This is a genomic window from Candidatus Hydrogenedentota bacterium (assembly GCA_035416745.1).
GTDB lineage: Bacteria > Hydrogenedentota > Hydrogenedentia > Hydrogenedentales > SLHB01 > UBA2224.
On record DAOLNV010000015.1, the window covers coordinates 46830 to 60490 of the forward strand.

Below are 13661 nucleotides of genomic sequence, written 5' to 3' on the forward strand. Positions count from 1 at the left end.
AATTTGCCGTATGCGCGGGCTTTTCATTATGGTAATTACCTGTGTGCGAGAGGGACAGTCCGCTATGTTGACGCAAACTTCCGAGACCGCCCTCAGGGCGCTGGTGTTTCTTATGGTCAACAAGACCGAAGAGCCGGTGCCGCCCGCCCGCATAGCGCAACACATCGGCGCGTCGCCCAGCTACACCGCGAAAGTCACCGCGGCTCTCGTCAGGGCGGGCATCCTTCGCGCGCATCGCGGCATGAAGGGCGGCGTCACCCTGAACCAGCTTCCCGAGCAAGTCTCGCTGCTCGATGTCGTTGAGGCCTGCCAGGGCAAGATACTGGGCGATTTCTGCCAGGGTTTTGACCGCCTCGAACTCGTGTGCGCCTATCATCGCGCCATGGCCGAACTTCATGAAGCCATCATCGCTACGCTCAAACGCTGGACCCTGGCCGACCTGGCCAAAGCGCCCCTCCCCGCCGAGGAAATCCGCGACAGCGTCCCGTGCCGCATACACTTCACCATCGACGGCAACGAGGGTTAGTCAGAATCAGAGACGACCGCCTGTTTCGTGCGCCTGTCCTTTTAGAGCAACTCGCGGACACGTCTGCGCAACGCAGGCAGCACCTGCTTCTCGAACCAGGGATTCTTCTTCATCCAAAGCAGATTCCGAAATGAGGGATGCGGCAACGGCAGGTATTCGGGAAAGTACTCGCGCCATGCCCGCACGGTTTCGGTAAGGGAGCTCCTGGCCCGGTCTCCCAGATGAAGCGTCTGCGCGTGTTGGCCGCACAACATGATGAAGGACACATTGGGCAGGTGTGCCAGCAGCGGTTCGAGCCACAGTGCCGCGCACTCTTTTCGCGGCGGCAAATCCCCGCCCCGTTCGTACCGGCCGGGATAACACAATCCCGCCGGGATAATCGCCACGCGCGAATCGTCGTAGAACGTCTCACGCTCGACTCTCATCCACGCACGCAGGCGGTCTCCGCTGGGATCGTTCCACGGAATGCCCGTCTCGTGCACCCTGGCGCCCGGAGCCTGGCCTACGATCAGGAGCCGCGCCGACGCTTTGGCGCGCAACACCGGCCGGGGTCCCAGGGGCAGCACGCCGGCACATGCGCGGCACGCGCGCACCCGCTCGAGCAGTTTCTCGAGCGTCTCGCCGTTGACCTTCCCCTTGCGATGCACGCCGCATTCGGGCAGACACGCCATGCATGTCGCCGCGCACTCGGTCCGTGCCGCGATGCGCCGTTTCAGTTCACGCTCACCCACAAAAACCGCCCTTTACCGGAGCCTGCAATCTCGAGACTATCATATCCGCCGATTCTTCGCCGGACATAAGCGCATGTGCGCCGCAGCCTGCAGCTACGGCGCACACGAGTGAAACTCCGCGATATATTCAGATGGCCAGTTCCCAACCCTTGCGGTACTCTTTCGAGACCACCGCTTCGGCGTTCTTCACGTTGGTCACGACGCCCTTCTTGTTGTCCCAGTGCAGCTTCTTGCCCGATTTCACCACAAGATTCCCGAACTGCACCATTTCCGTAAACGGGCCCGCATAGTCGAAGTTCGAGCACGCGGGTTTCCCGCCCTTGCACGCCTGCAGCCAGTTCAGGTAATGGTTCTCTCCCTCGATCCGTTCGAGGAACGGCTCCGGTTTCTTGTAATCGAGCATCTTTTCATCGGGAAGGAGACGCGGACGGCCGCCGTATTCGCCCGCCGTAATGAACCCCTTGTCGCCAACGAGATATGAACCGTTCGCGTTCTCGTCGCCGAGTTCCTGTGCTTCGGGGACGCCTTCGGGGCGCTTCGGCCGGTTGTATACCTTCTCGCCGGTCTTTGGATCCGGCCAGTGTCCGTCGTACCAGTACACGTCCACCGGGGCCATGTCACCCCGCGCGGGGAACGAATATTTGATGGTCGTTGTGAGCGGGAAGGTCTGCTCGTTTCGTCCCTGCTGCATCACGACCTCGACCGTGTAGTCGCTCGCTTCGACGAGCTTCAGGGACATGTACACGGGGTCCATGATGTGGCAGGCCATATCGCCGAGCGAGCCGCCGCCGAAGTCGAGCCATGCGCGCCAATCGTGAGGCGCATACCCTGGCGAATAGGGCCGCATCGGGGCGGGCCCGATCCAGCGGTCCCAGTCGAGGTTTTCGGGCGCCACCTCCGAGGGGAGCGGGTCCGGACGGCCCTGGTTTTCCCATACGGGCCGGTGGGTCCACACGTGTGCTTCGCGCACCTGGCCGATGGCGCCGCTCCAGATCATCTCGCACAATTCGCGCACGCCATTGCCTGAATGGCCCTGGTTGCCCATCTGTGTCGCCACGCCGTTCTCCCGGGCCACGAGCGTCATCCACCGCGCTTCCTGAACGGTGTGCGTGAGCGGCTTCTGCACGTAGACGTGCTTGCCCATTTTCATCGCCATGATGGCGGCCGGCGCATGGATGTGGTCCGGCGTCGAGATGGTGAGCGCGTCAATCTCGGGCATGTCCTCGAGCATGTTCCGGTAATCCCGGTACCGCTTGGCGTCAGGAAGTTCCTTGAACGCATTCGCGCACCGGTCCCAGTCCGCGTCGCACAACGCGACAATGTTTTCGGACTTGCACGACATGATGTCCGAAAATCCTTTGCCGCCGGCGCCGATGGCGGCCACATTGAGCTTCTCGTTGGGTGATTCCTTTCCAGGAACGACCTGCGCCTCATTTGCGGCCATGCGCGTCCTGCTGGTTGCGCAGGCTGTCTGGGACGCCGCGAGCGTGGTCGTGGCTATGAAGGCTCGCCGCGTCATGTTGTTGTACTTCATGTTGCTCCTCCTGAATCCGAATGGTAAGAACGAACCGCCTCAGCCGAAGCGGCTGGGTGCAGACTTTTCATCATATCAGACTCGGGCAAACAAAGCCGAATGCAAAGTCGCCCGCGCTGGAGGGCGTCGGCGGCTCAGAGCCGTCAGACCGGTCAGACAAGTCTGACGCGTCCGAGTAGAATCTCTGCTCTTTCCCCGCTACACTGTAGGCCCATGAGAAACATGCGACATCCCCTCACATTCCGGTTTTTGACCGTACTGCTGCTTGTTGGGCCCAGCGTTGCGGCTGGGGCCGCCGAGGAGGCAGCTCCAACACTCCCGTCCACCTTGGTCATGGTGCCGATGCGCGACGGGGTCAGACTTGCCACGGAGATTTACCTCCCCCAAGGGGAGGGGCGCTTCCCGGTGGTACTCGCCCGGAGCGTCTACGGCCGGAAATTCGGCCCTCAATGGGGCCCCGCCTGGCTTGAGAAGGGCATCGCGTTTGCCGTCCAGGACTGTCGCGGCCGCGGAGACAGCGGGGGCGCCGACATGGGGTTTCTCGCCGATGGATGGGGCGAGGCCCAGGACGGCGACGATACGGTGGCCTGGCTGCGCGCGCAGCCGTGGTGCAACGGCAAGATCGGCACGTTCGGCGCGTCCGCGCTCGGCATCGTTCAGATTCTCGCGGCCCCGTCTACGCCGTGGATAACGTGCCAGGGGATAATCGTGGCGCCTGCTTCGCTTTACGGCCGCATCACGTACCAGGGCGGCGTCTTCCGCAAAGAGATGATGGAGGGGTGGCTGGCCGCGCAGAAGCTACCTCATGTACTTGAGTTATGGAAAGCCCATCCCGCGTATGACAGTTTCTGGCGCGGGTATGACGCTGTAAGCGCGGCGGACCGGGTGACGGCGCCCGCCGTTCACGTTGGCGGCTGGTGGGACTGCTTTAACCAGGGCACCCTCGAGGCGTTCGTGTCGCGGCAGCATGAAGGCGCACCCCCGGCCCGGGGCAACCAGAAACTCATCATGGGACCATGGCTTCACGGTGTCAAACGCGAGCCCGGCGACGTGACGCTCGCCGAAAATTTCAATGCCGTGAATTTCGACGAATACATCCAGCGCTTCTTCCGGTACTGGCTCCTGGGCGAACAAAACGGCATCATGGACGAGCCGGCCGTGCAGTATTACACAGTGGGCGATCTGTCCGATCCGGATGCCCCGGGCAACGAATGGCGCACCGCCAACGACTGGCCTCCCTTCGTGGCGCGGGAAACCCCGTTCTACCTGTGTCCCGACGGCAGCCTGAGCGCTGGCGAGGTCTCCCAAACGTCAGGCGGTCTCACGTTTGCTTACGATCCCGCGAACCCGGTCCCGTCGCTGGGCGGCGCAACACTGCTCCACAAGCCCGGGGTGTACGACCAGCGCCCGGTGAGTGACCGGCCCGACGTTCTGAGATTCGCGACGCCGCCGCTTGCCACGCCGTTGGAGATTACCGGCCGCGTGACGGTCCGCCTTTACGTGTCCACCGACGCCAAAGACACGGATTTCACGGCGAAACTGCTCGACATCTACCCCGACGGCCGGGAGATCCTTATGCTCGATGGCATCCAACGTGTGAAATTCCGAAACGGCTTCGAGTGTCCCGACTACCTCCCGCCGGGAAAGATCGCGGAAATCGCGATCGATTTGTGGTCCATCAGCCTGATCTTCAATACGGGCCACCGGGTCGGGCTGCACGTTTCGAGCAGCAACTTTCCTCGTTTCGAGGTTAACCCGAATAACGGTAAGGACTTCCCCGTCGAAGGCGAGGCGATGCCTGTCGCGCGCAATACGATTTACACGGGTCTGCGCCAACCCAGCGCATTGATACTCCCTTTGACGCCCTAGTACTATTCCTGGCATGACAGAAGCAAGCCGCACAAGAAGGTGGTGGACGAGTTTGACCGCCGAAAAGGTCGTCGGCGTGGTATTTGTCGCCGCCGCCGCGCTCAAGGCTTGGGATCTCGAGGCCTTTGCCTTCCAGATCCGCTACTACCACGTGCTCACGTCGCCGCCCGCGCTGGTTGCCGCCGCGATAGGCTCGGTCGCGTGGGAGACCTTGCTGGGCGTCGCCCTGATCGTCGGGTTGCGGCTCCGCGGATGGACCTTCGCCGCCGTCGCCGCCACGCTGGCGGGTTTCACGGGGCTTGTTTTGTACGCCTGGTACTATTACGACCTCCAGGACTGCGGCTGCTTCGGCTCGTTGGTGCCTCTGGGCCCCGGCGCGACCGCCGCAAAGAATGCGGTGCTCCTCGTGCTGACTTTCTGGGCATGGTTTGGCCTTCGAGCCGGTCGCGCCCGCATCGAGGGCACGCTCTGGCAGCATCCCTGGCTGAAAGGCTGCGTTGTCGTGGTATCCTGCGTTCTGGTCCTTATCGCAGGCCTTCTCCACAAGCCCTTCGCTCAGGTAACCGGGAACCTTAACAACCCAGATGGTACCGACGGACCGTCGCTCGTATTCAAGGTCGAACACGAAGGGCAAACGTACGACACATCCACAGGCGAGTATCTGCTCGCCTTCCTCAGCGACACCTGCGATGAGTGCCGCGCCGAAGCACCGATGCTCAACGACCTGCTCTACATCCCCGAGATGCCGGCCGTCATTGCTTTTATGCTTGTCAAGAACGAAGAAACCCTCGAGGAATTCCGGAGTCTGGCCGAATTCCCCGCCATCGAAATGGATGCGCTTCAGTGGTCGCAGTACATCAAGCTGATGCCTCCGCGCTTCTATCTCGTTCGCGACGGCAAAGAAATCACCCACTGGGACGAACACCTGCCCACCGTGGAATCCATTCTCGCAGCGCTTGCAGGCGATGTGCCGCCGCAGCCCGCCCCATGACCGGCAAAGCTTCTTCTCGGGGGTGTTTCGGTGGATAATGTGGCCTCTTGGAGTTTGTGAAAAGACCGCCCCCCGATAGCGCAGTCGCATGGAACACTCGGGACAGACAGGTCTGGTTGCGCGGTTCGCGCGGCTCGTTTGGGTTTGTCCCGGTTACTTGTGCTGGAGGTTCATGTTCCAGGCAAGAATCTGCTCGAACGCGACCTCGCCGTCCTGCACGATGAATCCCATCCGTCCGGTGGCGTGCTGTGTAACGAATGTTTGCACTAACAAGTCATCCAGATACAGTTCGAAGATGTTCTGTCGGAAAAACAGGCGGAAATGGGCGGTCTTTTCGCAGGGAATGCCCGCCACGGCAGCGCACCCGAACCCGGTCTGGTCCTGCACTTCGAATCGGGGTTCAGCGGTCATGTCGAGCACGCCGATCTCGGTCTGGTTCCATGTCTCGAAGAGGATGGCGACGCCTTTCTTTTCGCCGTCTTCGAGATAGAGTCCGGCCGCGGGAAAGATGGTAGCGTCGATGGCGCGGCTTACGCGTATATCGCCTTCGAGCACCAGCCCCGTTTGAAGGTCGAAGGTTTCTTGGAGCATCGCGAGCGCGACGTTGGGCTTGTCCATGGTCAGCCATCTGAGATGAGGCCGGGGCTGCGCCCGCATAACCACCCGGTTCGGTTCACATACGAAGCCGGACAGGACATCCGGGTTGACGGCCGTGACCTGACTGGTATCCAGCGGGATGGCCTCGCCCTTGAGGGCGTCGTTTCCTTTCCAATATCCCATGCGCAGGTGGTTTTCGGCGTCGACCACCGCTGATTTGAGGGGCGCATGCCACCAGAATGTGCCGCCGGGATCATGGATGTAGTTGGTCAGGAGCAGTTCCTGGTAATAGCGGCAATACGATGCCCACAAGGCCACGGTCGTGCGGCCCGAGTGGCCGTTGAGCCGGAACGCCGGATAATCCGGGCGGAACGGGCCCATGGGGTTTTCGGAGAGATAGGTGGCGACGGCGTAGCCGAAACTTCCCGGGAAGAATCCCCCGACCAGGAGATAGTAGGTATCGCCGATACGTTCGCAGCCGCCCGGCTCCATCACGACGCGCACATCCATGTCGTCGGTCAACGGAAAGTCTTTCACCCAGGTCCATCGCACGCCGTCGCCGGACTGGAGCAGGCCGCCCGCGGCGTAGCCGTAATAGACGGTCTTGCCGTTCTCCTCCTGGGCGATCACGTCCATATGGTCGAGCCGTTGCCCGTCGGGCCGGCGCACGTCGTATTCGGGCCCGAGATAAGTCCACTGAACCAAATCAGGAGATTCCCAGAATCGGAGGACGTCTTGCTGGTTGCCGGAGAAACTCCCATGGTTCATGACGAAGCGGCCGCCGGCGCGCCAGACGCGCATCGCCCAAATGGGAAACGGGGTGTCTTTGATGACGGTGCCGACATCTTTCCAATGCACGCCGTCCTGCGACGTTGCAAGCCAGACATAGCGCCAGTCGTCGATCCTGTCCTCGAGCTGCTGGGTTTTGCGGTACATGGTGAAGAGGTAGAAAGCGCCCTCATGCCACAGGACGCAGTTATCCTTGAGCGAGCCCTCCGGCGCCCGGTATAAGAACGCATATGCCGGACCGGGCAAAACGGCGGCGAAGAGAAGCGTCAGCAGAAGAACGCTGGATACAAGACGCATGATGCTCAATGGTGGAACCTCCGTGCGATGTTTTCCCTCTCGGGCGAGATGATAACTCATTCTGTACTGAAATGCCTCCGCCGCGGATGGAAGGGCGCGCTGTTTGGCCGGCTGGGGCGGTGGCGGCGCGCTTTCTTTGGCTTGGCGCCGGTGTTGAGCGCAATAAGTTCGGGGCGGTCCCGAGCCGGACCGCCCCGATGGTTCCTGGTCGAGGGCCGGGCCTAGTTGCACTCGGCTTCGAGGGGTTTGGAGAGCTCTTCGAGGTAGAACAGGCGTCCGGGCCGCGTGGGCATGAAGGTGCTGGGTATCCACGGCGTCGGGGCGTGATGGAGCGTGACGCGCAAGGAAAGTCCCTGCCACATCATGCCGCGCCCGAGGGCGCCATCCGCTCCGCCGATGCAGCGGTCGGACTTCAGGAAGAGGCCGGGTCCGATGGTGTTGGCGGTGGCGGGGACGAGGGTGGTGCGGCTCTTGAAACTGGTGATGGCGTTCTGCTCGATGGTGAGCGGGTGAAGCCGGGCTGCGAGGCGGTATTCGTCCGCTTTCCATTTCGCGAGCGACGAGTATTCCTTGGCGAAGTGGGGTTCCCAGAAGGCGATGTGGCAGACGCGTCCGATGCCGTATACGGTAACGAGGCGTGCGCCGCGCTTGCGCAACGTGGCGATCTGCCTGCCGTACAGGGGCAACTCCTTCTTTGTGGCGAAATGGCGCTGAATGGGTGGAACCGTCAGGCTGCCGAGCGGGCCGTAGAATGCTTGTTCCATGGCGTTCTGGAACGCGCCGGGGTCTTTCGCGGGCAGCGTGTTGCCGTGGGGGTCGCTCCATTCGTCCATGTTGAAGCCGTGGACGTGGCCGCATTTGACGCCCCACTCCTTCAGGAAGTACACGGCCCATTTGTACATGCCCATGGGCCCGACGGGCAGGATCAGAACGAGCGGTTTCTTCGCGTCGCGCGTGTTGCGGATTTCCATGGCGATCTCGTGACCCATCATGGTGTCGAAATCGTCGAGAGAATGGCAACACACGGGCTCGAATTGCTTGTTCCACCATCTCTCGCGTTTGTCGAAGTTCTTCGGCGAGACGGCGGCGCACTTATCCCACGCCTCGAGGTCCCATCCTTCGGGAAAGAACCCCTCGAGCAGAGAACCCTTGATTGTGCTGAGCAGATTGACGGACATAGCGAAAATCCTCCCCATCTGGTTGCGCCAAAACACCATGGTACCTCACCAAGCACCCAGGCTCAAGTACTCGAATCGCGCTTCGGGCGCGCGGGGGCGTTCGGAACTTGGCGGGCATTTCCGGCTGCCCTTTCATATCGGCACTTTCCTGTCTTGGCGCCTTTGCGGCGCGCTGCCGGACCTGAGTATTCAGATGACTCGTTTGAGCAGATTGGCCGTGAGGACGACGAGGACGAGTCCCATGACGACGCGGCGGACTTTGAGCGTGAGGTGTTCGTTTATCCATTTGCCGATAGGGGAACCGGCCTGCGCCCCCAGGAAAACGAGGGGCACGAGCGCGAGGTTCGTTCTCCCTACGGCGAAGGGAAGCGGGATCTCGAGATTCGGGTCCTGAACCATATGCGCCAGAGCGCCGGCGAGGCATGCGGGCACCATGACCATGTTGGACAGAGCCACGACCCGCTCGTTAGACGTGATGCCCGCGATCAGGGCGAGGGGGACAAGCACGGCGCCGCCGCCTATGCCGGTGAGTCCGGAAGCGATGCCCATGGCGAATCCAATGAGGATCGCGAGCGTGTTGCGTGAACGGACCTCGCTTTCCGGGACTCTTGGCGGTTCGATGAAGAATGTGCGGATGCCGGCGAACCCCAGAAGCACGATGAAAATCCAAATCACGACCCGGTCCCCGAAGAACTGCGTGACCCATCCGCCGATATATCCCCCGGCCATCGAGCCGAAGGATACCTGAATCGCCAGGCGCCACTGCCAATCGGCATGCCCTTGGTTGAGCCGCCATACGTTGACCGCGGCGACAAACACGATGACCACCAGACTGGTTCCCTTGGCGGTGTGAGGGTCCATGCCGGGCACGAATTCGAGGAATGCGGGGACCATGAGAATGCCGCCGCCGAGGCCCAGGGCGGCGCTCATAAGCCCCACGCCAATGCCCAGGAACAACATGCCGGGGTAGAAAAGCAAGGGATTCATGCATGCTCCTTCGAGAAACGGTGAAGCGCATTCCGCGCGGCAGTGTAACAGAATTCGTGAGACATGCCCACATCGCGAAAGGCGGGAAGGAGTCAAGCTTCCTTCGCGCGAATACAGCGGTCCGTTTGTTTGGATAGATGCGCACCCGGTAGAATCTCGAACCTATGAAGGCAATACACGCGTGGATACAGGTGCTCGCCGGGCTGGCGCACTATCTGCTGCACCGTCTGCATCTGGCGCCGCCTCCGGACCTGATGCGGAAGCGCGGGGACTTCTGCACCGTGATCGGGCACCTTCTCAGATGGCGGACCCGGCTCCGGGTGGTTCATGGGGAGCGGTGCCCGCGGGAAGCGGCATGCGTGTTTGCCCAGAACCACGTGCTGCTCCTCGACCCGTTTGTGAGCTTCGGGGCGGTTTTTCGATCCTGCGGCATTATGCCGCGATTCATGTCGCGCGATGACTTTTTTGCCGAGAAGAAGGGCACGTGGTGGTACCGCCTGGTAAATGTGGACGAGTTGATGTGCCGGTTGGGCACGCTTGAGATCTCGCGCGGGAACGTCTCGGTCGGGCAGTTGCGGCCGTTCATCAACGTGTTGCGCAACGGCGAGAGTTTCATTATATATCCCGGACGGACGCGCAGCCGCAGCGGAATCGTCTTCGAATACCGGGGCGAGGTTCAAGAGCCGGGGAGCGCCTCATTCTTTGTGGCGCAGGCGCAACGCGGACACCAGGAGGGGCTCGATGTGGCCGTCGTGCCGTTGACGCGCACCTGGAACATCGCCACCGGGAAAGACACGGTGGTTCTAGGGCATCCGTTGCGGTTGCCGCCGCGCGCGAGCCGGGAAGAACAGCGCGCCCTGGATTTCGCGCTGGTCGAGGCGATAGCGGAAAACGTGACCGTCACCGCGACGCAGATCGCCGCCGGAATTCTGTATCTGCGGGCGCTGCACGGTCTGCCCGAGACAATGCAGCGCAAAGAATTCGATGAGAAGGCGCGGGCGGTTGTCGAACGCATCACGGACCATTATGTGGACCCGCAAGCGCATTCCGACTTGGCGGGTGAGGTCTCGGCGGCGCTGCGGCATTTCGGAAAGGCGGGTCTGGTGCATCTGTCGAGGGCTGTGATCCGGCTGGATCGGTCAAAGGTCCTCGCGACCCCGCCGCTGGACCGCACGTTCCGCAAGCTGAACCCGGTGAAGTACAGCTTGAACCAGATTCTTCACTTCGCGGATGTAACACAGGCGCTCGAGGAGATCGTGTTGGCGCCGTAAGAGCGGGGCTGGGCGATGCCCGCCGCCTCGGCACTCCAGAATCGCGGGAGCGGCCTTGAAACATTCGGTTTCTGATCTTAGGATAGGCAAAATCGCGCTCTCAGCCGCGTGCAGGTTTCCGCGGCAAAATCGGATGCATACCGGTCCCCCGGTTGCGTAGGAAAGGAATCGAATGCTCACGTTCTCGAAATACTGCCAAGAACTCACCCGCGTATTGGACCTGATCGACGGCGCCGCGTTTGATGCGGCCGTCGAGGCTGTCAGACGGGTCCAGGCAGCGGATAACGTGGTCTATGTATGCGGCAACGGCGGCAGCGCCGCGACTGCCTCCCATATGGTCAACGACCTGGTCAAGGCCCCGGCGGACGCGTCGGGATGCCGGCCGCTTCGCGCCTTTGCGCTCTCAGACTGCGTGCCGCTCATGACGGCCTTCGCAAACGATGTCGAATATGCACAGGCCTTCGCCCGGCAGCTCGATGCGTATGGCCGGAAAGGCGATTTGCTTGTTGCCTTCTCGGGCAGCGGCAACTCCGCCAACGTGATCGAAGCGGCGAAGGCAGCCAAGGCAAAGGGCCTTTCCGTGGTGGGATTCACCGGGTTCCAGGGGGGAAAGCTTGGACCCCTCTGCGACATCCACGTCAACGTCCCTTGCGACTCCATGGCTCAGATCGAGGACGCCCATCTCATCATGGAACACGCGCTGGTCGAGGTTCTGAAGGAATCGTTCGGCGGGAAGTCCAGCGTGAGGACCGGCAAAGACTGATGGCATTGGATTGCGAGGTTTGAACATGACACGCCTGGCGCTCGGCATCGAAATCGGCGGCACGAAACTACAAGCCGTTCTGGGCACGACGCAAGGTGAAATCCTCACGCGTGAACGGGGGAAAGCGCCTGCGGGCCAAGGAGCGCAGGGCATCCTGGGGTGGTTCGACGCGGCCGTCCCCCGGCTGCTTGACGACGCGGCGACTCGAGGCCAGCCGGTGGCCGGCATGGGCGTGGGGTTTGGCGGCCCGGTCGAGACGGCGACCGGCAAGGTGTTGGTTTCGCATCAGGTGGGCGGCTGGGAGAACATGGCTCTCAAAGCGTGGTTCGAGGAGCGGTTCGGGCTGCCCGCTGTCGTGGCCAATGACAGCAACGCGGCCGGGTGGGCTGAATATTGTCTGGGGGCCGGCCGCGGAACGCGGCATTTCTGCTACATGAACATTGGCAGCGGCATCGGCGGCGCGCTTGTGCTCGATGGAAAACTTCATGACGGCCAGGGGTTCGGCGCGGCCGAAATCGGCCACACGTACGTGCCGGACTGGACCGTTCCGTCACCTGGCGCGGCAAGCGAGCTCGAGGATCTGTGTTCCGGCTGGTCCATCGAACGACGGTTTCGGGCTGGAGCTGTTCTCGAGCCGGGTTCGGTGTTGCACGGGCTGTGCGAAGGCGACAGGGAACGGCTCACCTGTGCCATGGTGGCCGAAGCCGCCCGGCAAGGCGACGCCGAGTGCCTGGAGACGATTGATCGGGTTGCGCAGACGGCGGGCTTGGCCTTGGCGAACGTGATTGCCCTCGTGCACCCCGAGCGCGTGGCTATCGGCGGCGGGGTCGCCCTGATGGGCGACGTGTTGTTCGACCCGTTGCGCCGGTACGTGGACGAGAAGGTGTTCGAGCAATTTCGCGGACGTTACGAGATCGTCCCGTGCGCTTTGGGCGAGTCCGTTGTGGCCGTGGGGGCGTTGTTGCTTGCCCCGCGGCCGGCGGATTAGGAGCGCCGCTGTGCTTGTTCGCGCGAGCGCTTGATTTCCCCTGGATGGTGGGCCATGATTTCAGCAGGTGTTGTCGCGCAACGGCCGTATGCGGCCCTTTCATAAGGTTTCACGAGAAGGAGGCGAACGATCATGACAGCCGAACGGTTTCCGGCGGGAGCACAGAGTTACAGTTTCCGAAAATTCGATACGAGTGGCGCAATCGAGTGCCTGAAGAAGCTCGGCGCCGATACGATGGAGTTCTGCGCGGTCCATTTTCCACCGGATGCCGGCGACGCGGGGTTTGCGGGCGTAAAAGAGATGCTGGCGGCGCGGAAGATGCTGGTTCCCTGTTTTGGCGTCGAGGGTTTTAGTGACAATGCCGCCGCGAACCGCAAGAAGTTCGAGTTCGCAAAGGCGCTGGGCGTTCAGGTGCTGACGGCCGATCCCACGCCGGAAGCATTCGACAATCTCGAGGAACTGGTTGAAGAGTTCCAGATCAAGATTGCGATTCATAACCACGGTCCCGGGGCACGGTACGACAAGGTTGCCGATACGCTCAAGGCGGTGCGGGGCCGCCATCCGTACATCGGCGCCTGCGTGGACACCGGGCATCACCTGCGGTCGAACGAGCAACCCCACGAGGTGCTCGAACAGCTCGGCGACCGGGTGATTTCGCTGCATTTGAAAGACTGGGCCATCGGCGGCGAAGAACAGCTCCTGGGCGAGGGCGACATGGACCTCGTCGCCGTGGCGAAGGCGTTACTGAAGATCAACTTCACCGGCCCCATCGTGATGGAGTACGAAGAGAGCCCGGAGAATCCCGTGCCGGACATGAAGAAAGGCCTGGCAAACTGGCGGGCGGCAGTGAAAGCCGCGGGAGCGTGAAGACGGCGGCCTGCCTTGCCCGCGGATTGTTCCTCACACGGACAACGCAGAATGCCGGGACCTTGTAGCGCAGCCTCTACCGCTCCTCCCGGGCTCCGGACACAACCTCTCCGGTCGATGCAGCGCAGGCGTCTCGCCCGCGATCTCTGGAACGGGAGACTTGGGGGCCGTCATGTCCGGGCAGCGCTCTGATGCCCCGGGATTACGGAAGCAGCTCCTTTAGCCATCGGGAGGACGGTCCGCGCCACGGGGCGGGCAAGGGCCGTCTGTTGG

General features: G+C 62.2%; 12 protein-coding genes. 7 read left to right on the forward strand and 5 right to left on the reverse strand.

What is annotated here, in order from left to right; all coding sequences use genetic code 11:
- Positions 1-64: 64 nt before the first annotated feature.
- On the forward strand, positions 65-526 hold the full coding sequence (locus PLJ71_07365) for an Rrf2 family transcriptional regulator (protein ID HQM48492.1): 462 nt from the start codon (positions 65-67) through the stop codon (positions 524-526).
- A 41-nt stretch (positions 527-567) separates the two neighbouring features.
- Here PLJ71_07365 and PLJ71_07370 read toward each other — a convergent pair whose 3' ends face one another.
- Together PLJ71_07370 and PLJ71_07375 are read right to left on the reverse strand one after the other, a co-directional pair.
- Positions 568-1197, reverse strand: coding sequence for a uracil-DNA glycosylase family protein (locus PLJ71_07370; protein ID HQM48493.1), 630 nt, complete (start codon positions 1195-1197; stop codon positions 568-570).
- Positions 1198-1384: 187 nt separating this feature from the next.
- Positions 1385-2791: a Gfo/Idh/MocA family oxidoreductase gene (locus PLJ71_07375; protein ID HQM48494.1), complete on the reverse strand. Its 1407-nt coding sequence runs from the start codon at positions 2789-2791 to the stop codon at positions 1385-1387.
- 222 nt (positions 2792-3013) lie between these two features.
- Here PLJ71_07375 and PLJ71_07380 point away from each other — a divergent pair, with 222 nt between their 5' ends.
- Positions 3014-4660, forward strand: coding sequence for a CocE/NonD family hydrolase (locus tag PLJ71_07380; GenBank protein ID HQM48495.1), 1647 nt, complete (start codon positions 3014-3016; stop codon positions 4658-4660).
- A gap of 52 nt (positions 4661-4712) precedes the next feature.
- On the forward strand, positions 4713-5651 hold the full coding sequence (locus PLJ71_07385) for a hypothetical protein (GenBank protein HQM48496.1): 939 nt from the start codon (positions 4713-4715) through the stop codon (positions 5649-5651).
- A 153-nt stretch (positions 5652-5804) separates the two neighbouring features.
- Here the strand turns inward: PLJ71_07385 and PLJ71_07390 are convergent, their stop codons facing one another.
- The 3 genes from PLJ71_07390 to PLJ71_07400 all read right to left on the reverse strand — a co-directional run bounded on the left by PLJ71_07390 (position 5805) and on the right by PLJ71_07400 (position 9499).
- The gene (locus PLJ71_07390) at positions 5805-7343 is read right to left on the reverse strand and encodes a hypothetical protein (protein ID HQM48497.1); all 1539 of its coding nucleotides are present in this window, start codon (positions 7341-7343) and stop codon (positions 5805-5807) included.
- A gap of 212 nt (positions 7344-7555) precedes the next feature.
- Positions 7556-8512 carry a glucosamine-6-phosphate isomerase gene (locus PLJ71_07395; GenBank protein ID HQM48498.1) on the reverse strand — a complete coding sequence of 319 codons (957 nt, stop codon included), beginning with the start codon at positions 8510-8512 and terminating at the stop codon, positions 7556-7558.
- A 189-nt stretch (positions 8513-8701) separates the two neighbouring features.
- On the reverse strand, positions 8702-9499 hold the full coding sequence (locus PLJ71_07400; GenBank protein HQM48499.1) for a sulfite exporter TauE/SafE family protein: 798 nt from the start codon (positions 9497-9499) through the stop codon (positions 8702-8704).
- A 164-nt stretch (positions 9500-9663) separates the two neighbouring features.
- On the opposite strand from PLJ71_07400, the gene PLJ71_07405 reads away from it, so the two are divergent.
- From PLJ71_07405 to PLJ71_07420, 4 genes are all read left to right on the forward strand, one after another.
- Entirely contained in the window at positions 9664-10770 is a 1107-nt protein-coding gene (locus tag PLJ71_07405; GenBank protein HQM48500.1) for a 1-acyl-sn-glycerol-3-phosphate acyltransferase, read from the forward strand.
- Between the two features lie 172 nt (positions 10771-10942).
- Positions 10943-11533 (forward strand): SIS domain-containing protein, encoded by a 591-nt coding sequence (locus PLJ71_07410; protein HQM48501.1) that lies wholly within the window; start codon positions 10943-10945, stop codon positions 11531-11533.
- Positions 11534-11558: 25 nt separating this feature from the next.
- Entirely contained in the window at positions 11559-12521 is a 963-nt protein-coding gene (locus tag PLJ71_07415; GenBank protein ID HQM48502.1) for an ROK family protein, read from the forward strand.
- 132 nt (positions 12522-12653) lie between these two features.
- Positions 12654-13388: a sugar phosphate isomerase/epimerase family protein gene (locus tag PLJ71_07420; GenBank protein ID HQM48503.1), complete on the forward strand. Its 735-nt coding sequence runs from the start codon at positions 12654-12656 to the stop codon at positions 13386-13388.
- Positions 13389-13661 lie beyond the last annotated feature (273 nt).